Source organism: Shimia sp. MIT1388 (assembly GCF_047124445.1).
Lineage (GTDB): Bacteria > Pseudomonadota > Alphaproteobacteria > Rhodobacterales > Rhodobacteraceae > Shimia.
On sequence record NZ_CP138921.1, the window covers coordinates 3,974,472 to 3,997,858 of the forward strand.

Genomic DNA, 23,387 nt, shown 5'->3' on the forward strand with positions numbered 1-23,387 from the left:
CAGGGCGCGCCACTTAGGGGATCAGTCCACGACGCCCGCGCCGGTGAAGCCACATTCGTCCATGGCTTTCACATAGGACGCGGTGAAGCCGTCCAAGAAAAAGGTGGCGAAGACCTGCCCGCCCACAACCGTGTCGAGTTGGCCGTTCTTGCGCATGGCGCGCAGCACCCATTGGCTGTCTGGGTGGTCAAAACGGAAGGTGGCTTGGGCAAAGCCCTCTTCGTCGAAGAAGCTGGTGACCACAGCGTCCATGCTGTCTTCATCATCAAAGCGGATGTAGATGGCCTGGCCGTCCTGCATCACGGTGGGATAGCCGCGAAAGGCGCTTTCGCGCACTTCGACGCTTGGAAAGAAGTGGGGGGGACCGGCGTCTCCGTTGCTGATTTCCACGCTCAGGGTGGGGTTGCCGTCGCCACCGGTGAAGGCGGTGCAGGTGCGGCGCAGGTCTTCGCCGGTGTCGATGGTTTCCGCGACCACCTGCCAGGAGCCGTAGCTCCAGTATCCGCTGTCCACAACAGTGGGGGCGGGGGGCGGTGCGCTGGTGGTTGTAGGGGCTTGCGCGGGCGCAGAGGTGTTGGCGGTGAAGGCCAGAAGGCCAGCGGCAAAGAGGTTCATAAAAGCGCGTTCCTATGTTGTCAGGCGGCAGGGTTGCAGAGAAACCCTGACAAACCTTTGACGAGAATAGAGTTTTGCGTGCCTTTGCCTAGGGTTGTTTTGAGGCGCGGGGCCACAGCATCGGGAACCAGTCCTCGCGCAGCGTTTGGCCTTGTGTCATGTCGTGGCCCGGGAAGGGGGGAGACGTGGGGCCGGGGCGGTCCACATAGCGGGCATCATCCCCAAGAAGGCGCAGGGAAAAGGCGCGGCGGCGTTGGGTGGCGGTGTTACCTCGCGCGCCATGCAGGATGTGGTAGTTGAAAGCCACTGCGTCGCCGGGTTCCATCTCCCATTCCAAGACGCGCATGCCTTCGGCGTCGGGATCAGGGATCGGCATGTAGTCGTCTTTGTTAGGAAAGAAACTCTCCTCGCTGACCCAGCGGGTGGGGAGAACCGGTTTTTCCCATTTGTGACTGCCCGCCACCATGCGCAGGGTGGCGTCTTTCACCGGATCAAGGGGCGACCAGAAGCTGATGGTTTGCTGGCCTTCGACGAAATAATACGGCCCATCGGTGTGCCAGGGCGTGGCCATGGAGGTGCCGGGTTCCTTTACCAAGACGTGGTCGTGGAACATCTGCACGGTTTGCGACTGCATCAGCTGCGCGGCGACCTCGGCGGCAGCGGAGGTTTCGATGACCTCTTGGAACTCAGAGATGCGCTGCCAGTTGCAATAGTCGTCAAAGAAGCGGCCGGTCTGGCCTGCTTTTTCGTTATTGGAGGCATAAGGGCCGGGCTCTGCCAGATTGCGTTCGACACCTTTGCGCAGGGTCTCGACGTGATCGGCAAATAACCCGCGGATCAGGACAACGCCGTCCGCCTGGTAGGTGTCGATGTCCTTGGCTGTGATCGTGACCATGATGATGCCTCCCCAATAGTGCGACCGGCACGGTGCGGCGCAATCGGGAAAGCGTCAAGCGGTTTTAGATCTGGGTCGCATGCAGACGTAGGGCGTTGGCGATCTCAAGCAGGCGTGGGCCAAGGTCATTTTCCATGCGGTCTCTGGTCAGGAAGGGCGCAGGGCCACCGAGGTTGAGGGCCATGTCAGGCGCGGCGTCGCTGTCCATGGGCAAAGGCACCGCGACCGAGTGCACGCCTTCGTGCCAGTCGCCGTAGTTCACGTAGAAGCCTTTTTCCGCGATCTGCGCCGCGGCGGCATTGATGCCGTCAAGAATAGCTGGCCACCGCTCCGGGCCGTGGTGGTCTGCTAAAGCTTCAAGGATTTCAGCGCGTTCCTCGGGTTTGCAGCCCGCGATGTAGGCGCGGCCCATGGCGGAGCGGGCCAGAGAGATGCGCGAGCCGACGCCAAGTTGCAGCGACATCATGCCGTGGTCGGCACGGGCACAGGCGAGGTAGGTCACAGTGTGATCGTCACGCGCTCCAAGGGCCACTTGCACGCCGTCGCCCGCGTAATCAGCGAGGCGTTGCATGGGGTCTTTGGCGGCATCGCGAAGCGGCATGGACCCCAAACAGGCAAAGCCAAGGCTGAGGGCTGGAACGCCAATGCGATAGCGGCCGGTTTGCTCATCATAGAGTAGGTAGCCGGTTTGCAAGAGCGTGTAGGTTAGGCGCGAGATAGTGGAGTTGGGCAGGCCGGTACGTTCGGCAATGTCGCGATTGGACAGACCCGCGCGATCGCGGGGGCGAAAGCAGCGCAACACATCCAATCCGCGCGACAGGGCGGTTACAAACTGGCGGTCTGTTTCGGGAGCTTGGGCGTCGCTGGCGACGGACGTGCGTTTTCTCATTGGGGGAGCTCGCGGCAGTACAATTGGGGGCTGCGCCTGCCTGGGTGGGCGCAGAATGCGCCTGCCGAGGGGCAGGCAGGCGCAGCCCGGCGGTGCCGGGCAAAGGAAGGCAAGTCTATGCTCATGGGTAGGCATCTATTTCCGCATGGTGGAATTTTCTATGCGTCATGAGAGCTCTTTCCACAAGACCTTGCCGACGCCGGATTTCGGCAACGCGTCGATGAACTCCACGATGGTGGGGCACTTGTAGGCGCTCATCTGGGTTTTGCACCATGTGATGATGGCGTCCTCGGTGAGTGTGTCGCGGGCCTCGGTTTGGGGCACGACAAAGGCTTTCACACATTCGCCGCGCCGGTCGTCTTTGGCGCCGACCACGCAGCATTCGGCAATGTCTGGATGATGCAGCATCAGCATCTCAATTTCGGCGGGCCAGACTTTGAAGCCTGCGGCGTTGACCATGCGTTTGACGCGGTCGACCATGAAGAAATAGCCGTCTGCGTCACGATACCCGATGTCGCCGGAGCGGAAAAACGGCACGCCGTCGATTTCGACAAAAGCTTCTGCGGTCGCCTCGGGGCGCTGCCAGTAGCCGGTGAAATTCTGCGGGGCGTGCATGACAATTTCACCAACTTCGCCATGCGGCAGTTCTGTGTCACCGCCGATTTCCAGCACACGGCTGTCGACCTCATAAATGGGCTGGCCGAGGCATTGGCGTTTGGGGGCGTCGATGGGATTGATGTGGGTGGCGGCCATGGTTTCGGAAAGTCCGTAACCTTCGATGTAGTCTAGCCCGGTCATGTCTTTGAGCCGTTTGGCAATGGCGTCGGGCATGGCCGCGCCGCCGCCGCCGATCATCTCCAGCGTGGAGAGGTCGTAGCTGTCAAAATCCGGGTCGTTCACCAGATCAATCGCCATGGTCGCAATCGAGCGCCAGCGGGAAATTTTGTAGCGTTGGATCAGGCCTGCGGCCAGTTTGGAAGACCAGCGCGGCAGGATCACGTTGCGCCCGCCGGTCAGGATCGGGGCGCACATGCCGCCAACCATGCCGGTCACGTGAAAGAAAGGCAGCGCGGCGAGATGCACGGTGTCCTCATGCGGCGGGTTCCAGATCACGCTGGCGTAGAGGGAGGCCAGAAAGGTGCGATGTGTATGCATGCAGCCTTTGGGCTGGCCGGTGGTGCCGGAGCTGCAGGGGATGACAGCGAGGTCGTCGCTTGTGGTGTCGCGGGGCGCTGGGACATGACCTGCGTCTAAGGTCGATTGGAAGCCGGTGATGCCGAGGGTTTCGGCGTCTTGCTCGGACATGGCCTGCGCCAGATTGGGTGGGATCAGGTCAAAGTCGGTCTGCCCCATGTCGGTCATGCGGGTGCCGATCAGCGTGGCCAGGTCGCCGCGCTTGAGGGCAGGCAAAATGTGCTCCGAGAGCTCCAAGGCGCAAATTGCAATTTTGGCGCCGGTGTCCGCGACGAGATAGTCGATCTCGGCCTGCTTGTTCATCGGGTTCACTGGCACCACAGCGCCGCCCGCGCGCAGGATGGCAAAGAAGCTGATGATGTATTGCGGGCAATTTTGGGTGTAGAGCAGCACCCGGTCGCCTTTGGTCAGGCCGACGTGTTGCAAATAGCCAGCCAGTGCGTCCACCCGGGCGGCGATGTCACGGTAAGTGTAGTCAGCGCCATTGTAGGTCACGGCGATGTTGTCGCCCCATTTGGTCACGGCCTCATCCATGCAGACATCAATCGGCTGATCTGGCCGGTCAAAGGTCCAGTCTTTGCCAGTGGGCCAGAAATCCGGGATGCGGGCGTTTGGGTGGGGCATTGTGCCGTCCTTTGATCTTGCATGTCCGCGCGGGGCGTGAGCCAGCCTAGCGTGGCTTTGCGGGATTTCAGCGGGAAATTTTGCGCAAGTGTCGTCGCGTCGTTTTTTGCAGGAAGGCCGCGAAACAGATTTTCGCGTGGCGGAAGCCGCCGTAGACTGGCGGCAACATGTAGATGCGAGGGAGGCTCACGATGGGCGAGAAAAAGGTCACCGTGGAATTTGTGGAAGATGTGGCGCTGATCTGCATTGACAACCCGCCGGTGAACGCCAGCGGCGTGGCGGTGCGGCAGGGGATTGTCGATGCTTTGGAAGAGATCAAGGCGGCGGGGTCCGCGAAAGCAATTGGTCTTTACTGCGCGGGGCGGACGTTCATTGCCGGGGCGGACATCACCGAATTTGGCAAACCGCCGCTGGAGCCGGGTTTGCCTGAGGTTTGCAACATTCTTGAGGACAATGACACGCCGATTGTGGCGGTGATCCATGGCACGGCGCTGGGCGGTGGGCTGGAAACCGCGATGGGCTGTCATGCGCGGGTGGCTGTGCCGACGGCGAAGGTGGGTTTGCCAGAGGTGCTTTTGGGGATCCTGCCGGGCGCCGGTGGCACTCAGCGCGCGCCGCGGCTGGCGGGCATTTCCAATGCGTTGGACTTGATCCTGTCGGGTCGCCATGTGCCTGCAAAAGACGCGCTGAAGATGGGGCTTGTGGATCGCATCGACGAAGGTGAGCCGCGCGATGTGGCTTTGGCGGCGGCGAAGGATGTTGTGGCAGACAGGCTGGCAACGCGCCGGACCGGGGAGTTGACCACAACGCCGGACGACGCGGCGATTGAGGCCACGATGGCTGCGGTGCAGAAGAAGCATCCGCATCTGATCTCGCCGCAGAAATGCGTGGAGTGCGTGGCGGCCTCGACCGGGGATTTCCAAGACGGTCTGGCATTTGAGCGAGCGCGGTTCATGGAGTGTCTGCCCTCGCCGCAGTCCAAAGGCCTGATCCATGCATTCTTTGGCGAGCGCGCTGTCGCAAACATTCCGGAGAAGAAAGCGCGGCCGCGGGATATCGCCAGCGTAGGGGTGATTGGTGGCGGGACCATGGGATCCGGCATTTCGACCTCGGCTTTGATGGCTGGGCTGCCGGTGACGCTGATCGAAGTGTCGCAGGAAGGCCTGGATCGTGGCGTTGCGACGATCACTGGCAATCTGGATGGTGCGGTGAAACGCGGCAAGATGAGCCAGGAAAAGCGCGATGCGGCACTGGCGAACCTGACAGCCTCGACCGAGATGGAGAGCCTTGCGGAAGTCGATCTGGTGATTGAGGCGGTGTTTGAGAAGATGGAGATCAAGAAGGAGATCTTCACAAAGCTGGATGCCATCTGCAAAGTAGGCGCGGTGCTGGCGTCCAACACGTCTTACCTCGATGTGGATGAGATCGCGGCGATGACCAAGCGGCCGCAGGATGTGTTGGGGCTGCACTTCTTCTCCCCGGCGCATATTATGAAATTGCTGGAAGTGGTTGTGGGTGCGAAGACCGCGCCAGAGGTTGTAGCGACGGGCTTTGCTCTGGCCAAGAAGATGCGCAAAGTGGCTGTGCGGGCCGGTGTGTGTGACGGGTTTATCGGCAACCGTATTCTTGGACACTACCTGAAAACCGCGAGCTATTTGGTGCTGGATGGGGCGCATCCCGATCAGGTGGACAAGGCGCTGGAAGGCTTTGGCTTTGCCATGGGGCCACACCGCGTCGGCGATCTGGCCGGTTTGGACATCGGTTACATGACCCGCAAACGGCGCGAGGCAACCCGCCCTGCAGAGGAGCGCTACAGCGGTGCGATTGCGGATCGGTTGAGCGAAAACGAGTGGAACGGGCGCAAGACCGGCAAAGGCTACTTTGTCTATGAAGGACGGCAGACTCTGGAGAACCCGGACCTGAACGCCATCATTGACGAAGAGCGTGCCAAGGCCGGCATCACGCCACGTGACTTCAGCGACGCGGAGATTGTCGACCGTTACATGACCGCGATGATTTCGGAGGCCGCGCGGGTGGTTGAAGATGGCATCGCGCTGCGGCCGGTGGATGTCGATGTGGTATTCCTCATGGGATATGGCTTCCCGCGTTTTCGCGGCGGGCCGCTGCATTATGCGGACACGATTGGTGCGGCGGAGCTGGTGAAGCGGATTGAGGCTTATGCCCAAGAGGATGCGCATTACTGGCAAGTGCCTGCGTTGCTTCGGAAAATGGCCGAGGATGGCACGACGTTTGCCGATTTGAACAAAGGGAAGTGACGCCATGGACCTGAGTTATTCTAAAGAAGACTTGGCGTTTCGCGATGAGGTGCGGGCGTTTCTGGCGGAGCGTTTGCCAGAGGAGATTTCCAGCGCAGTGCGCTCCGGCGGGGAGCTGACCAAGGCGATGATGGAAGAATGGCACGCCATTCTGAACACGCGCGGTTGGTTGGCGACGATCTGGCCCAAAGAGTTTGGTGGGCCGGGGTGGAGCCCGGTGCAGAAGCATATCTTTGAGGAAGAATGCAGTCGCGCTTATGCGCCAAGGATTGTGCCTTTTGGACTGAATATGCTGGGGCCGGTGCTGATCAAATTTGGCTCCAAAGACCAGCAGGCGCATTACCTGCCGCGCATTTTGGACGGCACCGATTGGTGGTGTCAGGGCTATTCCGAGCCGGGCGCCGGGTCGGATTTGGCCTCGCTTAAGACCAAGGCCGAGCGGGATGGTGACGAATGGGTCATCAACGGGCAGAAGACCTGGACCACCTTGGGCCAACATGCTGATTGGATTTTCTGCCTGTGTCGCACGGATCCGGACGCCAAGAAGCAGGAAGGCATCAGCTTTATCCTTGTGGATATGGCGACGCCGGGCATTGAAGTGCGCCCGATCAAGCTGATCGAGGGTGGGCATGAGGTGAACGAGGTGTTCTTCACCGATGTGCGGGTGCCGATTGGTAACCTTGTGGGGGAAGAGAACAAAGGCTGGACCATTGCCAAGTTTCTGCTGACCCATGAGCGTACGGGGATTGCCGGGGTGGGCTTCTCGATGCAGGCCTTGGAAGAGGTGAAGGCGATTGCGCGCAGCACAATGCGCGGGGGCAAGCCGTTGATCGAAGACCCGCTCTTTGCCGCGCGGATTGCGCAGGCGGAGATTGATCTTGAAGCGATGAAAATCACCAACCTGCGCATGTTGTTCAAGGCACAGGAGCAGGGTGCGCCGGGGCCGGAGACGTCTTTGCTCAAAATCAAAGGCACGGTGATCAATCAGGAGCTCAAAGACCTCGCGCGACGGGCCTTGGGGCCAGCGGCGGCGCCGTTCCCCGGCCACGTCACCGAGGGCAACCTGATGTTTGGCCCGGCGGATACCGAGCACAACGCGGCGCGGTATTTCAACAACCGCAAAACCTCGATCTTCGGTGGGTCCAACGAGATCCAGCGCAATATCGTGACCAAAACCATGCTGGAGCTTTGAGATGGACTTTAATCTGACCGAAGATCGCCAGATGTTGGCGGACACGTTGGGGCGGTTTCTGGGCGAGCAATACCCGGTCGAGCATCGGATCAAAGTGGCCTATGACGCGCCTTATCATGATCCTGCGCTTTGGGATCAGTTGGTGGAACTGGGCGCGCTTTATGCGCTGGCGCCTGAGGATGCCGGCGGCATGGGCGGCGGCGGATTTGATATTTCCGTTGTGTTTGAGGCACTTGGCGAGGCGTTGTGTCCGGAGCCTGTTTTGGGCGCGCTGATGGCGTCTCGATTGCTGGCCGCCGCCGACGCGGATCAGGAGGCGTTACTGACCGGGGCCACCAGATATGCGGTGGGCATCACCGAGATCGATGCGCCTTATGAACTGGACCAGATCGCCACCGTGGCCACGGCCAAAGGGGACGGGTTCACCCTGTCAGGGCGCAAGTCCACCGTCTATGGCGGGCAAGTTGCGGATGTGGTGTTGGTTGCGGCCAAACATGGCGACGGTTTGGGTGTCTTTGCGGTCAACGCAAGCGACGCCAATGTGACCGGCTACGGCATGATGGATGGCGGCGGCGCGGCGGAAGTGCTGCTGGATGACACGCCCGCCACGTTGGTTTTGGCGGACGCAGAGGCAGCTCTGCAAGACGCTGTAAACGCAGGCATTGTTGCCTTGTGTGCGGAGGCTGTGGGCGCGATGGAAGTGACCCATGCCACCACGGTGGACTACCTCAAACAGCGCAAGCAGTTTGGTACTCCGATTGGCAAATTCCAGGTGTTGCAGCACCGTGCGGTGGACATGTTGACCGAGATTGAACAGGCGCGGTCTATCACGATCAAGGCGGCGGCGGAGCTGGGTGGGGCTGATGCGTCCAAATATGCTTCGATGGCCAAAAACATGATTGGTCGCGCGGCGCGATTGGTGGCGGAAGAGAGCATTCAGATGCATGGCGGGATCGCCATGACCTGGGAATATGCGGTGAGCCACTATGCCAAACGGTTGATCATGCTCGACGCGCAATTGGGCGACACGGATTACCACCTGAGCCAGGTGATGAAGGGCTACGCGGCTTAAGCTGTTGACCCGTAAAGAAAAGGCGCGCCCGAGGTGGCGCGCCTTTTTTGTTAGCCCAAGATGCCCGGCCAGTTGGCGAGGCCTTTGGTGATGTTACCGGGAATGTCCTGACGCCAGAGCTCCTGCGCGCGAAGGTTGGCGTTGAGATAGAGCACGTCCTCGTGGATGGTCCAGGCTTCAGGGATGGTCGGCGCGAGGTAGCCTTTGGACGCGGCATAGGCGCAGTAGCCCCCGAAACGCGGCGCGTAAGTCTCTGGATTGGCTTGGAATTTGGCCGCGTTTTGCGCGGAGGCAAAGCGCCAGGTCGCACCGTTCCAGTCGACCAGATTGGCGGCGGAGCCTTCGACTGGTTTTTGCTCTGTGAAATAGGCCACCGGGTCGTAGCCGTTGATGGCGATGGGGTTTTGGAACACCTCCGGTTCGCGGGCCAAAGCGCGCTGTGGGGTGAGCGCGTAGGCAAGTGGGGCGGTGGCAAAAAGGCCAAGTGCGGCGCGGCGTGTGAGCATGGTTGTTCCTCCTATGTTGGAAGCAATATAGCCGTGCAAGTTTGGCTTTGGACCCCAGGTCACCAAGAGGTGAACTCTGTGTCAGAATGAGAAAGGCGGCCACATTGGACCGCCTTTTGTTGTTCTAGTGTAGGAGGTTAGAGAACCTCAAAGAGGCCTGCCGCGCCCATGCCGCCACCAACGCACATGGTGCAGACGACGTATTTGGCACCGCGGCGCTTGCCTTCGATCAGCGCGTGGCCAACCATCCGTGCGCCGGACATGCCGTAGGGGTGGCCGATGGAAATGGCGCCGCCGTTGACGTTTAGGATCTCGTGTGGGATGCCCAACACGCGGGCGGAGTGCAGCACCTGACAGGCGAAGGCTTCGTTGAGTTCCCAAAGGCCGATGTCGTCCATTGTCAGGCCGTGGGCCTTGAGCAGCTTAGGCACAGCATGGATCGGGCCGATGCCCATTTCGTCCGGCTCTAATCCGGCGGCCGTCACGCCCACGTAGCGCCCCAGCGGCTCAAGGCCTTGTTTTTCGGCCATTTTGGCTTCCATGATCACCGAGGCGGAGGCGCCGTCCGAAAGCTGGGAAGCGTTGCCGGCGGTGATGAATTGACCTTCATTGACCTGTTGACCGTCTTTGAACACGGGGTTCAAGCCTCGCAGGTTTTCCAAGGTGGTGGCGGGGCGGTTGCCCTCGTCCTTTTCAAGCGTAACCTCTTGAAAGGACACCTCTTTGGTTTCTTTGTCCATCACGCCCATGGTGGAGGTCAATGGCACAATCTCATCGTCAAACTTGCCCGCGTCCTGTGCGGCTGCAGTGCGTTGTTGGGATTGCAGCGCGTAGGCGTCTTGATCTTCACGGGTCACACCGTAGCGGGCGGCGACGATCTCGGCGGTTTCCAGCATGGACATGTAGAGCGCCGGTTTGTGTTCCTTGATCCACGGGTCCACGCGGCGGTCCATGCGCATTTTATCGTTTTGCACCAGGGAGATGGACTCCACGCCGCCGCCAATGGCCACGTCCATGCCGTCATGCACGACCTGTTTGGCCGCCGTGGCGATGGCCATCATGCCCGACGCACATTGGCGGTCGAGTGACATGCCTGCGACCGTCACTGGCAAGCCCGCACGGACCACGGCTTGACGGGCGATGTTGCCGCCGGTGGCGCCTTGCTGAAGCGCGGCGCCGATGATGCAGTCTTCAACTTCGTGGCCTTCCAACCCAGCGCGGGAGACCGCGTGAGACACCGCATGACCGATCAGTTCTTGTGGCTGGGTGTTGTTGAATGCACCGCGGTAGGCTTTGCCAATTGGGGTGCGGGCGGTGGAGACAATGAGGGCGTCGCGCATGTCTAAATGTCCTGATTTTTCACGTCGGTTTTGCGTCTGTATCGCGGCTGTTTTGCGGCGGTGCGTTTTGCGACCTTAGCTGGCCTGTGCGTAGGTCTCGACACCCTGTTCAAAGCGCAGGTTTTTCCATTGCGCCACCAGCGCCGGTTTGTCCTCGCCTTTGATTTCGACGGTCACATTCCACTGCATCTCGATCACGCCTGGCTGTGGTTCGGAGTATTTTGCCAACGTGAAGCGCCCGCGAATTTCGGCGCCTGCTTTGACGGGAGCGACAAAGCGCACCCGGTCAAAGCCGTAGTTGATGCCGGTGCTTTCGGCCTCTGTGCGCGGCACGGCATCGGCGATCATCTGGCTGAGCAGGGAGAGCGTCAGGAAGCCGGGGGCCACGGTGGTGCCATAAGGTGTGTCCTTGGCGGCGTCCGGATCGGTGTGGATGGTTTGCGCTTCGCCGGTGGCCTTGGCGAAAGCGTCGATCATGGCTTGATCGATTTTGACCCATTTGGAGAGGCCAAATTCGCAGCCCACACCGTCTTCGAGTTTGAGAATTCTAGAAATCATGTGACCGGCTCCCAACCCTTGTTTGTTAAGGTATTCCGCAATGCGAAATTTAGTTTCACTTGTGACTAGGAGACGGGATTCGGAGCGATCTGTCAATATGCGGAAGTTAATTCTGCATTGCGGAATATGTGGTTCGGCACGCCAAAGGCTGTGCTCCGAAACATCGGAAAAGGAGCATCGCTTGAGTTGTTTGGGAGGCTTAGGTGCGTTTGCGGGTCCGGCGCATCAGTGCAACAAACCCCAGGGCACCCGCCGGCCAGATGGCCCAGAAATATCCATCCCAGGAAAAGAGATTGATGAGCACCAGGGCTGCGACCACCACCGCGCCACGGAGCATGGCGGGGCTAAACCGGGTGTTGGCCCAAAGGGGAGCCGCTTGGAACAGCCAGGCTGTGAGAAGGGCGAGGCCGGGCCAATGCGCCCAGAGGCCGTGCCCGGAGATCATGTCGATCACACACAACGCGCCAAAGATCAGGGCAAATTGTTTGCCACGCGTCTGCAGCGCCGCTTCGGCGTCGTCGTCCCTTGCACCAGACGGGGCGGTTTGGGGGCGCTCTTTGTTGAGGACCTCGTCAAACTCATCGTCCGGCCAAGAGCTGGCTTTGGCCGTGAAGGGCGCGGCGCTTTCTGGCGTTGCTTTGGGAGTAGCGCGCTCTGGCTCCGGGATCTGCATCTTCGGATAGGCGTTTGCCATGTTGGCAACGCAGTAGACCTGCACGCCTTCGGAGAAGTTTTTGGGATGGCGTTCACCGATGTAGTCAAAGCCAACGGTGAGTTTGCCACGCACCTGATCGTACACCTGCTGAGAGAGCAAAATGCCGCCCGGCTCGGCCATGGTTTGCAGGCGCGCGGCGAGGTTGACGCCTTCGCCCAGCAGGTCCTCGCCATCTACCATCACATCGCCAAGGTGAATGCCAATGCGGAAATTAAGTGCCATGTCAGGGTCTTGCTGCTGATCGCCGAGCTCGCGTTGCACCTCGATGGCGCATTGCACCGCTTCGACCACAGAGGGAAATTCGGCGATCAGCCCATCGCCTGCGGTATTGGCCACACGGCCATGATGGCGGGCGATGAATTTTTTGAACACGCCCCGTGCCGCTTTGAGGGCGCGCAGGCCTTCTTCCTCGTTCAACTCCATCACACGGCTGTAGCCGGCGGCGTCTGCTGCAAGAATGGTTGTCAGCTTTCTTTGGATGTCGGAGGGCATCGGAAACTCTTATGTTAATTCGATTAACTTATGTGGTCGTGATATGGTGGTTCACCGCAGAGGATCAACCCCAGTATACACATGTTTGTGTCCCATTTTTGAGAAAGGGTGTCGCGGTTGCGGCCTGCTACGACCTTGGTGTGCTTGCAGCGGTTTGCGCATCTGCCTAGGTTGGCGACACACGCGGACAGGAGGAGAACTGCCATGCATATGAGTGATCAACGCGAAATCGCGGCCCCGGTGGCAGACGTCTGGGCGGCTTTGTTGAGCGCGGACAGCCTGCTCAATTGTGTGCCCGGTGCAAAAGAGGTGACCGGTAACGCAGAGGACGGTTTTGAGGCCACTGTGGTGCAGAAGGTTGGGCCGGTGAAGGCGACCTTCAAAGGCAAGGTTGTGCTGTCCAATATGGTGGAGGGTGAGAGCCTGACCCTGACCGGTGAAGGCAAAGGTGGCGCGGCAGGGTTTGCCAAAGGCGGTGCGGATGTGACGCTGGCTCCGAGTGAAACGGGTACGCTGCTGAGCTATGAAGTGGACGCCAAAGTGGGTGGCAAGCTGGCACAGCTGGGAAGCCGGTTGATTGACGGCTTTGCCAAGAAAATGGCGGATCAGTTTTTCACCAATCTGCAGACCTCTCTGGAAGGGCCTGCGGAAGAGGGTGAAGAGGCGGCGGAAGACGCCCCCAAAAAGAGCCTGCTGAAGCGGATGACGGGCGGCTGAGCCTCGCGATAATTCCTTTGCATGTGAAGCAGATTGCATCACCGGGCTTGTAGAGCCGTGCGGTGGTGCACATATCCCTCTGAAAATTTGTGCACTTGGCGCGGACCAGCCACCTGCTAGGGTGGCGCGCTTAAAAAGGTGCAGACCGGAAGAGGGAGCCGGCGGTGATTGTAGACATAAAAGATTTGCGCAAAACCTACGCAGGTGGGTTTGAGGCGCTCAAAGGCGTGACCTTGGGCATCAAGGAAGGCGAAATTCTCGCGCTTCTGGGGCCAAATGGCGCGGGCAAAACCACATTGATTTCCACCATTTGCGGGATCACCAATCCGAGTGCAGGCTCGGTGTCCGTGGGTGGGCACGACGTGGTCAAGGATTACCGCGCGGCGCGGTCGATGATTGGGCTGGTGCCGCAGGAGATCAACCTGGAGCCGTTCAACAAGGTGATCGATGTGGTCACCTATTCGCGCGGGTTGTTTGGTAAGAAGGCCAATCCGGCCAAGATCGAAGAGATCCTGAAGCAGCTGTCGCTGTGGGACAAGAAAGACGCGCGGATCATGATGCTGTCCGGCGGTATGAAGCGGCGGGTGTTGATTGCCAAGGCGCTGAGCCATGAACCGCGGGTGTTGTTTCTGGATGAGCCGACGGCAGGCGTGGACGTGGAGCTGCGCAAGGACATGTGGGATGTGGTCGCCAAGCTCAAAGAGCAGGGCGTGACCATCATTCTGACCACGCACTACATCGAAGAGGCCGAGGCGATTGCCGATCGTGTGGGCGTGATCAACGGTGGTGAGTTGCTGCTGGTGGAAGAGAAGGCGGCGCTGATGCAGCGGTTGGGGCAGAAGACCCTGCAGGTTGATCTGCAAGCGCCGGTGGAGAGTGTGCCGGAGAGCCTCGCGAGCTATAATTTGGAGATAGCCGAGGGCGGCAATGCGCTGCGCTATCACTATGACACTAGCGGGGAGAGCACCGGGATCACCCGCCTATTGGGCGAGATCAGCGCGGCTGGCTTGCAGCTCAAAGACATTCAGACGGAACAGTCGAGCCTTGAGGACATCTTTGTCGGGCTGGTGAAGGAGGGCGCGGCATGAATTTCACGGCTGTATGGGCAATCTACTACTCCGAGATGGTGCGGTTCTTCCGCACGATTGCGCAGAGTTTCATTTCTCCGGTGATTTCCACGTCGCTGTATTTTGTGGTGTTTGGCGCCGCGATTGGCAGCCGGATCGATCAGGTTGAAGGTGTGAGCTACGGGGCGTTTATCGTGCCGGGGCTGATCATGCTGTCGGTGATGACGCAGGCGCTCTCCAACGCGTCCTTTGGCATCTACTTCCCGAAGTTCATTGGCACGATCTACGAGCTGTTGAGCGCGCCGGTGAGTTTCTTTGAGATTGTGCTGGGCTTTGTTGGCGCTGCTGCAACCAAAGCACTGTTCATTGGCGTGGTGATTTTGGCCACCGCGTCGATGTTTGTCGATGTGCCGGTGACGCACCCTTGGGCGATGATCCTGTTTTTGGTGCTGACCTGCGTGAGCTTCTCGCTGTTTGGGTTCATCATCGGGGTCTGGGCGGGCAACTTTGAGCAGTTGCAGCTGATCCCGCTGCTGGTGGTGACACCGCTCGTATTCCTTGGCGGCTCGTTTTATTCGATCTCCATGCTGCCGCCGATCTGGCAGAAAATCACTCTGTTTAACCCTGTTGTGTATCTGATTTCCGGCTTCCGCTGGTCCTTCTTTGGCACCGCAGATGTGCCTGTGGGGCTGAGCCTGTTGGCGATCTTCGGCTTCACTGCCCTGTGCATGGGCATCATCTGGTGGATCTTCAAAACCGGTTGGCGCATTCGGGCATAAAGTGTGTGCAGTGACGCGAGGAGACTCGCGTCACATCAGGATTTTTGATCACAAACATCGCTTTCCTGAGGTGCTTACCTTGTGAAACGACCATGCGCGTTCTACATGCCATGGGATGAAACGCTTGAACCCTTTTGCCAAAAAAGCGCCAACAGTGGCGGTGGTGCGTCTGCAAGGCATGATTGCCGCGGGCGGCCGTGGACAATTGAACGATGCCACATTGGCGCCGTTGCTGGAAAAAGCCTTTGCCAAAGGCAAGCCTGCGGCGGTGGCGCTTGAGATCAATTCTCCAGGTGGTAGCCCGGTGCAAAGTGCGCTGATTGGCAGCCGCATCCGGCGGCTTTCTGAGGAAAAAGACGTTCCTGTAATTGCCTTTGTGGAGGATGTGGCCGCATCTGGTGGCTATTGGCTCGCAGCGGCGGCGGATGAGATCTACGCGGATGAAAGCTCGGTTGTGGGCTCCATTGGCGTGATTTCAGCAGGCTTCGGCGCCAACGTGTTCCTGTCGCGCCAAGGATTTGAGCGGCGGGTTTATACCGCTGGAAAAAGCAAATCGATGCTCGACCCGTTTCAGCCGGAAAAGGCCGAAGACGTGGCTCGGCTAAAGCGGATGCTGGAACAAATTCACCAGAATTTCATCGCTCATGTGCAATCACGGCGGGGCGAGAAACTTGCGGACAATGATGACCTGTTCACCGGAGAAATCTGGATCGGGTCTCAGGCCAAAGAGGTTGGTCTGATCGACGAAATTGGACATTTGGTGCCGGTTTTGAAGGCGCGCTTCGGGGACAAAGTGAAGCTGCGCCGCTATGGCATCAAACGGTCGGTGTGGCAGCGTTTTGGGGCTTCACTCGCCCAGGATGCGGTTGCAGGTATTGAAGAGCGGGCGCAATTCGCGCGGTTTGGGCTCTGACGTGCTGGTAAAGATTGTCTCTCTGTTTCTGGTCGGCATGGCGGTGCTCGCGATGTTTGGCAAACTCCGGTTTCCGGGCCAGAAGCAGTTGCAATCAAAGAAATGCCCCAAGTGCGGGCGGTACAAAATTGGCAAGGGGCCCTGCCCCTGCGGCAAGGGCATGGGGTAGAACATGGAATGGTTGCTGGTATCGCTGGGTTTGGTGATCCTGCTATTGGCTGGGGACGCGCTGGTACGTGGCGCGGTGAACCTGTCGCTGCGGATCGGGATTCCGGCGTTGATTGTCTCTTTGACAATTGTAGCCTTTGGCACCTCTGCGCCTGAACTGTTGATCTCTATCCAGGCTGCGTTGAAGAACGCGCCGGGCATTGCGATCGGTAACGTTGTTGGCTCCAACATCGCCAATATCCTGTTGGTTCTGGGTATTCCGGCCATTCTGGCGCCGATCCACACCAGCCACTGCAATTCCAAGCGCAACTTTGTGATGATGATTGCCGCCTCGGTGCTGTTCATTGCCCTGGCTGCGGACGGCTTCTTCCGCTTTGGCAATGGTTTGGTTCTGTTGGGCGCGCTGGCGTTGGTGCTGGGCAGCGCCTTCTACCAGGCGCGGTGTCACAAGAAGGCCGAAGCGGCCATGGAGATGGACGAGGAAGAGGTGGAAGGCGCGGACCCGGATATGCCGTGGTGGCGCATCATTGTCTTCCTGCTTTTGGGCCTGATTGGCCTGCCATTGGGCGCAGACTTGATGGTGGACAATGCAGAGATCATTGCGCGTCGGTATGGAGTGAGCGACACGGTGATTGGCCTGACTCTGATCGCGCTTGGGACCTCTCTGCCAGAACTGGCCACCACCGTGATGGCGGCGCTGCGCCGTCAGGCGGACGTGGCGCTGGGCAACGTGATTGGCTCCAACATGTTCAACCTGTTGGCCATCATTGGCATCACCTCGATCATTCACCCGATCCGCGTGGACCCGGACTTCTTTGAGTTTGATTTCTGGGTGATGTTGGGCGCGTCCCTGATCCTGATCCCATTTGTTTTCCTGAAAAGAGACATCACACGCATCTGGGGTGTCATTCTCACCGTACTCTATCTAGCTTACATCTTGATAACCCTGACCTAATTTAAGCGGAGGCTGATATGGCGCGGGCATTGGTAACTGGCGCCGGACAGCGGCTTGGGCAGGCGATGGCCGTGGCTCTGGCGCGGCGTGGTTATGACGTGGCGGTGCACTATGCGACCTCTGATGAAGGGGCTTCGGACACCGTGGCGGCGATTGAGGCCTGTGGGCAGTCCGCCGTTGCGGTGCAGGCAGACCTTCTGGATGAGGTGCAGACCAAAGCGTTGTTTGCCGAAAGTGTTGCGGCACTGGGTGGGCCGATTACTTGTCTGATCAACAACGCGTCTATCTTTGAGGATGACAGGGTGCAGTCTTCAACCAGAGAGGGTTGGGATCGCCATATGGAGAGCAACCTGCGGGCGCCTTATGTGTTGACGCAGTTGATGGCGGCACAGGGGCTTGCGGCAGCGGAAGATGCACAGGGCGAGCCGGTCGCGGCAGGGCTGGTGGTGAACATGCTCGACCAGCGCATCCGAAATCTGACGCCGGAGTTCTCGACCTACACATTGGCAAAGATGGGGCTTTGGGCGCTGACCCAGACCGCCGCGCAGGGATTGGCGCCGCATATCCGCGTGAATGGCATCGCGCCGGGGCCAACACTGCAAGGGGCGCACCAGGAGGCCGCGGATTTTGCCGCCGAGCGGGCTGGCACAGTGCTTGGTCGGGGTGTCGGCGCGGACGATATTGCGGCGGCTTTGGGCTATCTGTTGGATGCCAAAGCGGTGACCGGGCAGGCGATTTGCGTGGATGGCGGCCAGCATTTGACGTGGTGACGGGCCGAAACAAGCTTTGTCACAGGGTTGGTTGATTGCGGTAACAACGTCGGCGTTTTGCGGCGAAAAACGCATATCAGAGATAAGTTTTGCACCGGTCACAGTCCCGTTACATAAATTTTACTTTTTCTTAATGATTTCAACAATTTGAGATGTGGATAAAAAACTTTCGTTTGAAATCAATGGGTTATTTTTGTGCTTAATTTTTAGGCAATGCGCCGAAAGCAGCCAAAAACAAGGGAAATCCGCGTGAGGGCAAAAGATATCTTCAGACTTATCCACAACTTCCGTGGATTTGTTTACGCTTGCGTCCGGCCCGTCAAGATTGCAGCCCGACCAAAAGAATCATATTTGAGAACGCATGACCTCTGACAGCCATGTAAGTCCTGACGGCCCGACGGGACACGAATGTATACAAAGCTACCTTAAAACACTGGACGGATCGCCCGGTGTCTATCGCATGCTCGATGCGCAGGCGCGGGTGTTGTACGTGGGCAAGGCGCGAAACTTGCGGGCGCGGGTGTCAAATTATGCGCGGCCAGCGGGACATTCAGGGCGGATTGCGCGGATGATCTCCGAAACCTGCTCGATGATGTTTCTGACCACCAAGACGGAAACCGAGGCGCTGCTGCTGGAACAAAATCTGATCAAGCAGCTGAAGCCCAAGTACAACGTGCTGCTGCGCGATGACAAAAGCTTCCCCAATATTCTGGTCAGCCGGGCGCATGGCTTTCCGCAGATCAAGAAACATCGCGGGGCCAAGAAGGAAAAGGGCAACTACTACGGACCGTTTGCCAATGCGGGCGCAGTCACCCGTACGTTGAGCCAATTGCAGAAGGTGTTTTTGCTGCGCAATTGTTCGGATGCGCAGTTTGAGAGCCGGACGCGGCCGTGTTTGTTGTATCAGATCAAGCGCTGCTCTGGGCCTTGTGTGGGGCGGATTTCGGAAAGCGACTACGCCGAAAGTGTGCGCGATGCGGAGCGCTTCTTGTCCGGGCGGTCGACGCAAATTCAGGAGACTTTGGCAAAGCAGATGCAGGCGGCGTCTGATGCGATGGAGTTTGAGAAGGCGGCGGCATTGCGGGATCGTATTCGGGCGCTGACCTCTGTGCAGACGGCGCAGGGGATCAACCCGCGCGGCGTGGCCGAGGCTGATGTGATTGCGCTGCATTTGGAGAAGGGGCAGGCCTGTGTGCAGGTCTTCTTCATCCGTGCGCATCAGAACTGGGGCAACCGGGATTTCTATCCGCGTGTGGGCGTGGACGTGGAGGCGGCCGAGGTGTTGGAGGCCTTCATAGGGCAGTTCTATGACGGCAAGGAGCCGCCGCGGCAATTGATCCTGTCCCATCCAATTGAAAATGCGGAGCTGATGGCGGAGGCGCTGGGGTCCAAGGCTGGACGCAAGGTCGAGATCACCGTGCCCCAGCGGGGCGAGAAGGCGGAGCTTGTGGCGGGCGCGGCGCGGAATGCGCGGGAAAGCCTGGCGCGCAAGATGAGCGAGACGGCGACGCAGGCGAAGCTGTTGGCCGGTGTCGCGGAAGCCTTTGACCTGGACGGGCCGCCGGAGCGGATCGAGGTTTACGACAACAGCCATATTCAGGGCACCAACGCGGTGGGCGGCATGATTGTGGCCGGGCCGGACGGTTTCATGAAAAACAGCTATCGCAAGTTCAACATCAAAGGGGATGACCTCACGCCGGGGGATGACTTTGGCATGATGAAAGAGGTGCTGACGCGGCGGTTCAAACGGTTGCTGAAAGAAGATCCGGATCGTGACAAAGGTATGTGGCCGGATCTGTTGCTGATCGATGGCGGTGCCGGGCAGGTGAGTGCGGTGCGCGAGATCATGGAAGAGTACGGCGTTGAGGATGTGCCGATGGTGGGCGTGGCCAAAGGGGTGGACCGTGACCATGGCAAAGAGGAGTTCCACCGCGTGGGCAAAAGCGTAATGGCGCTGCGCCGGAATGATCCGGTGTTGTACTTCATCCAACGTCTGCGTGATGAGGCGCACAGGTTTGCGATTGGCACGCACCGCGCGAAACGCGCCAAAGCGGTGGGGGCCACGCCGCTGGATGACGTACCGGGCGTGGGCGCGACACGTAAGCGGGCTTTGTTGGCGCATTTTGGCAGCGCAAAAGCCGTAAGCCGGGCCAACCTGGCGGATTTGAAAGCCGTGGAGGGCGTCTCTGACAAGCTGGCGGAGACAATCTACGACTTTTTCCACGAAGGAAGTTAAACCTTGCGCGCGGTGGGTGTTGCCTAAGCGGGCACTTTGCCGCGCAGTACGAGGTTTTCGACTATCTGCTCGACAAACCCAACCATGCCATCAGGCCCAGAGGCGCGGTCTTTGAGGTGGATTGACAGATCCGGGCGGCGGGTGGCGATCAGGCCAATCAAGTCGCCGCGCGTGTCGTCATCCATACTGGCGCCCATTATAACGCAGCAAATGCGCGGTTCGGTGTCCAGTTGGCGGATGACTTCGCCGTGGTCATGGGCGCCCAGCCACTGTATGGGCAGGTGGTCCAGCTGGCGCGGCACGGCGCCAATCACGTTAGGCAGTTTTCCAACAAGCAATACAACAGGTTGCATAAGGGCATCTCCTCTGACGATGTGCGCCCGAGGGTCTTGCCCGCTCTGCCTCGGTTGAGTGTAGCACAGATTTGTGGGCTCTGGGCCATGGTTGCGACACCGCGTCACAAACGCGCTTCCCCTGACGCGGGAGACAGGCTAAGTCAGGGGCATGACCTGGACCATTCCCAACATCCTTTCTGTGATGCGCCTGTTTGCAGCCCCGATGGTTGCTGTGATGTTTCTTTATTTTGAAAGGCCTTACGCGGATTGGTTTGCGCTGATGCTGTTTTTGGTCGCCGCAGTGACCGATTGGTTTGACGGTTATCTGGCGCGGTTGTGGAAGCAGGAAACCAAGCTGGGTGCGATGATGGACCCGATTGCCGATAAGGCGATGGTGGTGATCGCGCTGATGGTCATCGTAGGCTATAGCTCCATGTCGCCATGGCTTGTACTGCCGGCCACAGTGATCCTGTTCCGCGAAGTGTTTGTGTCGGGCCTGCGGGAGTTTCTTGGGGACACTGCCGGAACGCTGAAAGTGACCAAGTTGGCGAAATGGAAAACGGCGACGCAAATGGTTGCGATTGCGTTCCTTTTTGGCCAGGGCGTGTTTGAGCATTACCTCGGCATGTCGGCCTGGGGCATGGATCAAGAGCTTGTTGATCAGGTGATGCTGGGCGAGGTGGAAGACCTACAGGGGCTGCGTTGGAAGCACAGCGGTATGGTCTGGTCCGGGCAGGTTGGACTTTGGTTGCTGTGGATTGCAGCGGTGCTGACCGCTATCACGGGCATTGACTACTTCAACAAGGCGAAGCCGCATCTAAAGGATTGATCGCAATGGATGTTCTCTATTTTGCTTGGGTGCGGGAGCGCATTGGTATCCCGAAAGAAAAGGTCGAGACCAACGCCACAACGGTGATGCAGTTGGTGGAAGAACTGAAAACACGCGAAGAGCGGTATGAGGTGGCCTTTTCGGATTTGAGCGCCTTGCGTGTGGCGGTGGATCAGGAATTGACCGACTTTGACGCATCGCTGGACGGTGTGCGTGAAGTGGCGTTTTTCCCCCCAATGACAGGCGGTTAAGAGGTTTCCCATGCGCGTCGTTGTTCAGGAAGAGCCGTTTGATTTTGGCCGCGAGGCGCAGGATTTTGCGACCGGGCACAGCAATATGGGCGCGATCGTCACCTTTACCGGTGTGGTGCGCGATGCCGACAAAGGCGGCATGGATCGGATGGTCATTGAGCACTATCCCGGCATGACCCAGAAGGCGCTGGAGAAGATTGCCGAGGAGGCCGTAAGTCGTTGGGATCTTGGCGATGTTTTGGTCATCCATCGCCATGGCGAGCTGCGTCAGGGTGATATGATCATGATGGTCGCCACAGCCTCACGCCATCGGGTGAATGCCTTTGAAGCGGCGGAATACTTGATGGATTACCTGAAGTCCCGCGCGCCGTTCTGGAAGAAAGAATACACCGCGGATGGGGCCGAGTGGGTCGCCGCGAAAGACGAAGACGAGGACGCGCTGAGCCGCTGGTGATGCAGCTGCGTTAACCGGCAGGTTTGGTCCGTTTGGGGCGTCGGTATTTTGTCGGTATCGCGACTGTTTTGCGGAGGTGCGTGGTTTTGGGCCCACGCGGCAGGCAAGCGTAAACCCACCGCGCGGTGCACCATCGCTTTAGGCAACAGCTTTGGAGTTGAGGACGGTTTCGCGGGCTTTCACGATGGCAGCGACCAGTCGGTCGATGTCGGCCTCTGTTGTGGCCCAGTTGGAGACGCTCAGACGGAAGCCGTTTTGGCCCTGCCACGCGGCGGCACCAAACCATGCCTCACCAGACGCCTGCACCTCCGCCGTGATGGCGGCGCAGAGCTCTGGGCTGTCGGGCAAGGTCACAAACACCTGATTGAAGTGCACGTGATGCGGGACGGTGAAGCCTTCATTGCGTAGGGCGTCTGCGAGGCGGGTGGCTTTGTTGTGAAACCCCAGGATCATGTCGTTGAGACCCGCGCGGCCAAGCGAGAGCAGGGCGGCGTATGTTTCCGCACCCCGGGCGGCGCGGCTGAACTCTGGCGTCAGGTCGGCGGGCGAGGGATCGGTGGGCGGCAGGTAGGCCGCACCGATGGCCATGGAGGCGCGCATCTCTTCAGGATGGCGGCAGAGGGCCAGGCCGGAGTCATACGGCGCGTTGAGAGTTTTGTGGGCGTCCACCACCCAGCTGTCGGCTTTCTCTAGGCCGGTGAGCGCGTCAGCCAGCTCAGGTGCGGCGCGGGCCCAGAGGCCGAAGGCGCCATCGACATGCAACCATGCGCCAGCGGCTTGGCAGATGTCGGCGATTTCCCCAATCGGATCAAAGGCGCCCGTGCAGACGTTGCCCGCCTGCGCCAGTACAATGCAGGAGGCGTCAAGCTGGGGCAGTTTGTCGGTACACATGCGGCCTTGGGCGTCGGTGGGGACACGTTCGATGTTGTCAGAGCCAAGGCCAATCAGGCGCAGGGATTTGAGCACGGTGGCGTGGATTTCGGCGCTGGCGATCACGCGCAGGGCAGGCGCGCCGAGCAGGCCTTTGCCCCGTGGATGGCCGAGGCGGGCCAGCAATGTGTCGCGCGCGGTGGCCAGCAGGGTCATGTTGGCCATGGTCGCGCCGGTGGTGAAGGCGCCTTCGGTTTCTGCGGGCAGGTTCAGCAGGTCGATGATCCAGCGCACGGCGGTTTGCTCCATCTGCATCACCGAAGGGCCGGTGTCGGCATTGGCGCATTGGTCCCAAGCGGACAAGAGCGCGCGGGCACCGGAGGCCGCGGGCAGTGCGCCGCCGATGACATAGCCGAAGTAGCGGCCCGCAGCTGTGGCGACGGTGCCGGGGCCGCCGGCGTCTTGCATCAGGGAGAGTACGTCGTTGGCGATGTAGCCCTTTTGGGGGAGTGCGATATCGAGTGCGGGGAGTTGCACCGTGTCTGCATTCACTTGTCGGTCTGAGAGCCCGTGCAGGTAGTCTTCGCCGAGTTTTGCGGCTTGAGCAAAGGCTTGGGCTTGGCGGGCGAGGGGATCTGAGGGTATGGTCATATCGAGATCAATCTATATAGGGAA

Annotated in this window: 23 protein-coding genes; 13 read left to right on the plus strand and 10 right to left on the minus strand. The window is 59.6% G+C overall.

Translation table 11 applies throughout. The features are described from left to right. Positions 1-21: 21 nt before the first annotated feature. The 4 genes from SIB92_RS19565 to SIB92_RS19580 all read right to left on the minus strand — a co-directional run bounded on the left by SIB92_RS19565 (position 22) and on the right by SIB92_RS19580 (position 4,217). A complete protein-coding gene (locus tag SIB92_RS19565; protein WP_412553591.1) occupies positions 22-615 on the minus strand; it encodes a hypothetical protein in 594 nt (197 codons plus the stop codon). Positions 616-703: 88 nt separating this feature from the next. Continuing rightward, the gene (locus SIB92_RS19570) at positions 704-1,510 is read right to left on the minus strand and encodes a phytanoyl-CoA dioxygenase family protein (RefSeq protein WP_412553592.1); all 807 of its coding nucleotides are present in this window, start codon (positions 1,508-1,510) and stop codon (positions 704-706) included. A gap of 64 nt (positions 1,511-1,574) precedes the next feature. Further along, on the minus strand, positions 1,575-2,399 hold the full coding sequence (locus SIB92_RS19575; protein WP_412553593.1) for an IclR family transcriptional regulator: 825 nt from the start codon (positions 2,397-2,399) through the stop codon (positions 1,575-1,577). Positions 2,400-2,564: 165 nt separating this feature from the next. Beyond that, entirely contained in the window at positions 2,565-4,217 is a 1,653-nt protein-coding gene (locus SIB92_RS19580) for a long-chain-fatty-acid--CoA ligase (RefSeq protein ID WP_412553594.1), read from the minus strand. A 191-nt stretch (positions 4,218-4,408) separates the two neighbouring features. Here SIB92_RS19580 and SIB92_RS19585 point away from each other — a divergent pair, with 191 nt between their 5' ends. The 3 genes from SIB92_RS19585 to SIB92_RS19595 are packed head-to-tail and all read left to right on the plus strand — an operon-like array spanning position 4,409 to position 8,757. Continuing rightward, positions 4,409-6,493 carry a 3-hydroxyacyl-CoA dehydrogenase NAD-binding domain-containing protein gene (locus SIB92_RS19585; RefSeq protein ID WP_412553595.1) on the plus strand — a complete coding sequence of 695 codons (2,085 nt, stop codon included), beginning with the start codon at positions 4,409-4,411 and terminating at the stop codon, positions 6,491-6,493. A 4-nt stretch (positions 6,494-6,497) separates the two neighbouring features. Next, a complete protein-coding gene (locus SIB92_RS19590) occupies positions 6,498-7,685 on the plus strand; it encodes an acyl-CoA dehydrogenase family protein (protein ID WP_412553596.1) in 1,188 nt (395 codons plus the stop codon). A gap of 1 nt (position 7,686) precedes the next feature. After that, positions 7,687-8,757, plus strand: coding sequence for an acyl-CoA dehydrogenase family protein (locus tag SIB92_RS19595; RefSeq protein ID WP_412553597.1), 1,071 nt, complete (start codon positions 7,687-7,689; stop codon positions 8,755-8,757). Between the two features lie 50 nt (positions 8,758-8,807). Here SIB92_RS19595 and SIB92_RS19600 read toward each other — a convergent pair whose 3' ends face one another. From SIB92_RS19600 to SIB92_RS19615, 4 genes are all read right to left on the minus strand, one after another. Beyond that, positions 8,808-9,263 (minus strand): YHS domain-containing (seleno)protein, encoded by a 456-nt coding sequence (locus tag SIB92_RS19600; protein WP_412553598.1) that lies wholly within the window; start codon positions 9,261-9,263, stop codon positions 8,808-8,810. Between the two features lie 137 nt (positions 9,264-9,400). Further along, positions 9,401-10,603 carry an acetyl-CoA C-acyltransferase gene (locus SIB92_RS19605; RefSeq protein ID WP_412553599.1) on the minus strand — a complete coding sequence of 401 codons (1,203 nt, stop codon included), beginning with the start codon at positions 10,601-10,603 and terminating at the stop codon, positions 9,401-9,403. Between the two features lie 75 nt (positions 10,604-10,678). Next, entirely contained in the window at positions 10,679-11,161 is a 483-nt protein-coding gene (locus SIB92_RS19610) for a MaoC family dehydratase (protein ID WP_412553600.1), read from the minus strand. 199 nt (positions 11,162-11,360) lie between these two features. Continuing rightward, positions 11,361-12,368: an adenylate/guanylate cyclase domain-containing protein gene (locus SIB92_RS19615; protein WP_412553601.1), complete on the minus strand. Its 1,008-nt coding sequence runs from the start codon at positions 12,366-12,368 to the stop codon at positions 11,361-11,363. Positions 12,369-12,572: 204 nt separating this feature from the next. On the opposite strand from SIB92_RS19615, the gene SIB92_RS19620 reads away from it, so the two are divergent. The 7 genes from SIB92_RS19620 (at position 12,573) to uvrC (ending at position 19,973) form a co-directional block, all read left to right on the plus strand. Then, on the plus strand, positions 12,573-13,085 hold the full coding sequence (locus tag SIB92_RS19620) for a CoxG family protein (protein ID WP_412553602.1): 513 nt from the start codon (positions 12,573-12,575) through the stop codon (positions 13,083-13,085). Between the two features lie 164 nt (positions 13,086-13,249). Further along, the gene (locus SIB92_RS19625; protein WP_412553603.1) at positions 13,250-14,173 is read left to right on the plus strand and encodes an ABC transporter ATP-binding protein; all 924 of its coding nucleotides are present in this window, start codon (positions 13,250-13,252) and stop codon (positions 14,171-14,173) included. Then, positions 14,170-14,931, plus strand: coding sequence for an ABC transporter permease (locus tag SIB92_RS19630; RefSeq protein ID WP_294117706.1), 762 nt, complete (start codon positions 14,170-14,172; stop codon positions 14,929-14,931). The genes SIB92_RS19625 and SIB92_RS19630 overlap by 4 nt, the downstream gene beginning before the upstream one ends. Before the next feature lie 115 nt (positions 14,932-15,046). Further along, a complete protein-coding gene (locus SIB92_RS19635; protein WP_412553604.1) occupies positions 15,047-15,844 on the plus strand; it encodes a S49 family peptidase in 798 nt (265 codons plus the stop codon). A 172-nt stretch (positions 15,845-16,016) separates the two neighbouring features. Continuing rightward, complete coding sequence (locus tag SIB92_RS19640; RefSeq protein WP_412553605.1) at positions 16,017-16,967, plus strand: calcium/sodium antiporter; 951 nt, start codon at positions 16,017-16,019, stop codon at positions 16,965-16,967. Positions 16,968-16,984: 17 nt separating this feature from the next. Next, on the plus strand, positions 16,985-17,737 hold the full coding sequence (locus tag SIB92_RS19645) for an SDR family oxidoreductase (protein ID WP_412553606.1): 753 nt from the start codon (positions 16,985-16,987) through the stop codon (positions 17,735-17,737). Between the two features lie 361 nt (positions 17,738-18,098). Further along, on the plus strand, positions 18,099-19,973 hold the full coding sequence (gene uvrC, locus SIB92_RS19650; RefSeq protein WP_412553607.1) for an excinuclease ABC subunit UvrC: 1,875 nt from the start codon (positions 18,099-18,101) through the stop codon (positions 19,971-19,973). A gap of 23 nt (positions 19,974-19,996) precedes the next feature. Here uvrC and SIB92_RS19655 read toward each other — a convergent pair whose 3' ends face one another. After that, complete coding sequence (locus SIB92_RS19655; protein ID WP_412553608.1) at positions 19,997-20,326, minus strand: hypothetical protein; 330 nt, start codon at positions 20,324-20,326, stop codon at positions 19,997-19,999. A gap of 151 nt (positions 20,327-20,477) precedes the next feature. On the opposite strand from SIB92_RS19655, the gene pgsA reads away from it, so the two are divergent. The 3 genes from pgsA to SIB92_RS19670 are packed head-to-tail and all read left to right on the plus strand — an operon-like array spanning position 20,478 to position 21,842. Continuing rightward, entirely contained in the window at positions 20,478-21,137 is a 660-nt protein-coding gene (gene pgsA / locus SIB92_RS19660) for a CDP-diacylglycerol--glycerol-3-phosphate 3-phosphatidyltransferase (RefSeq protein ID WP_412553609.1), read from the plus strand. Between the two features lie 5 nt (positions 21,138-21,142). Beyond that, complete coding sequence (moaD, locus tag SIB92_RS19665; protein ID WP_412553610.1) at positions 21,143-21,388, plus strand: molybdopterin converting factor subunit 1; 246 nt, start codon at positions 21,143-21,145, stop codon at positions 21,386-21,388. A 10-nt stretch (positions 21,389-21,398) separates the two neighbouring features. After that, positions 21,399-21,842 (plus strand): molybdenum cofactor biosynthesis protein MoaE, encoded by a 444-nt coding sequence (locus SIB92_RS19670; protein WP_412553611.1) that lies wholly within the window; start codon positions 21,399-21,401, stop codon positions 21,840-21,842. Between the two features lie 138 nt (positions 21,843-21,980). Here SIB92_RS19670 and SIB92_RS19675 read toward each other — a convergent pair whose 3' ends face one another. After that, on the minus strand, positions 21,981-23,363 hold the full coding sequence (locus SIB92_RS19675) for a pyridoxal phosphate-dependent decarboxylase family protein (RefSeq protein WP_412553612.1): 1,383 nt from the start codon (positions 23,361-23,363) through the stop codon (positions 21,981-21,983). Between the last annotated feature and the right edge of the window lie 24 nt (positions 23,364-23,387).

What these genes read in the sequence shown, in the direction of transcription:
- SIB92_RS19595 (WP_412553597.1), top strand. Translation starts at nt 7,687, where the DNA reads ATGGACTTTAATCTGACCGAAGATCGCCAGATGTTGGCGGACACGTTG.
- SIB92_RS19570 (WP_412553592.1), bottom strand. Translation starts at nt 1,510, where the DNA reads ATGGTCACGATCACAGCCAAGGACATCGACACCTACCAGGCGGACGGC.
- SIB92_RS19675 (WP_412553612.1), bottom strand. Translation starts at nt 23,363, where the DNA reads ATGACCATACCCTCAGATCCCCTCGCCCGCCAAGCCCAAGCCTTTGCT.
- SIB92_RS19590 (WP_412553596.1), top strand. Translation starts at nt 6,498, where the DNA reads ATGGACCTGAGTTATTCTAAAGAAGACTTGGCGTTTCGCGATGAGGTG.
- SIB92_RS19645 (WP_412553606.1), top strand. Translation starts at nt 16,985, where the DNA reads ATGGCGCGGGCATTGGTAACTGGCGCCGGACAGCGGCTTGGGCAGGCG.
- SIB92_RS19615 (WP_412553601.1), bottom strand. Translation starts at nt 12,368, where the DNA reads ATGCCCTCCGACATCCAAAGAAAGCTGACAACCATTCTTGCAGCAGAC.
- SIB92_RS19655 (WP_412553608.1), bottom strand. Translation starts at nt 20,326, where the DNA reads ATGCAACCTGTTGTATTGCTTGTTGGAAAACTGCCTAACGTGATTGGC.
- SIB92_RS19575 (WP_412553593.1), bottom strand. Translation starts at nt 2,399, where the DNA reads ATGAGAAAACGCACGTCCGTCGCCAGCGACGCCCAAGCTCCCGAAACA.
- SIB92_RS19565 (WP_412553591.1), bottom strand. Translation starts at nt 615, where the DNA reads ATGAACCTCTTTGCCGCTGGCCTTCTGGCCTTCACCGCCAACACCTCT.
- SIB92_RS19630 (WP_294117706.1), top strand. Translation starts at nt 14,170, where the DNA reads ATGAATTTCACGGCTGTATGGGCAATCTACTACTCCGAGATGGTGCGG.
- SIB92_RS19640 (WP_412553605.1), top strand. Translation starts at nt 16,017, where the DNA reads ATGGAATGGTTGCTGGTATCGCTGGGTTTGGTGATCCTGCTATTGGCT.
- uvrC (WP_412553607.1), top strand. Translation starts at nt 18,099, where the DNA reads ATGACCTCTGACAGCCATGTAAGTCCTGACGGCCCGACGGGACACGAA.
- SIB92_RS19670 (WP_412553611.1), top strand. Translation starts at nt 21,399, where the DNA reads ATGCGCGTCGTTGTTCAGGAAGAGCCGTTTGATTTTGGCCGCGAGGCG.
- moaD (WP_412553610.1), top strand. Translation starts at nt 21,143, where the DNA reads ATGGATGTTCTCTATTTTGCTTGGGTGCGGGAGCGCATTGGTATCCCG.
- SIB92_RS19600 (WP_412553598.1), bottom strand. Translation starts at nt 9,263, where the DNA reads ATGCTCACACGCCGCGCCGCACTTGGCCTTTTTGCCACCGCCCCACTT.
- SIB92_RS19585 (WP_412553595.1), top strand. Translation starts at nt 4,409, where the DNA reads ATGGGCGAGAAAAAGGTCACCGTGGAATTTGTGGAAGATGTGGCGCTG.
- SIB92_RS19610 (WP_412553600.1), bottom strand. Translation starts at nt 11,161, where the DNA reads ATGATTTCTAGAATTCTCAAACTCGAAGACGGTGTGGGCTGCGAATTT.
- SIB92_RS19635 (WP_412553604.1), top strand. Translation starts at nt 15,047, where the DNA reads ATGAAACGCTTGAACCCTTTTGCCAAAAAAGCGCCAACAGTGGCGGTG.
- SIB92_RS19605 (WP_412553599.1), bottom strand. Translation starts at nt 10,603, where the DNA reads ATGCGCGACGCCCTCATTGTCTCCACCGCCCGCACCCCAATTGGCAAA.
- SIB92_RS19580 (WP_412553594.1), bottom strand. Translation starts at nt 4,217, where the DNA reads ATGCCCCACCCAAACGCCCGCATCCCGGATTTCTGGCCCACTGGCAAA.
- pgsA (WP_412553609.1), top strand. Translation starts at nt 20,478, where the DNA reads ATGACCTGGACCATTCCCAACATCCTTTCTGTGATGCGCCTGTTTGCA.
- SIB92_RS19620 (WP_412553602.1), top strand. Translation starts at nt 12,573, where the DNA reads ATGCATATGAGTGATCAACGCGAAATCGCGGCCCCGGTGGCAGACGTC.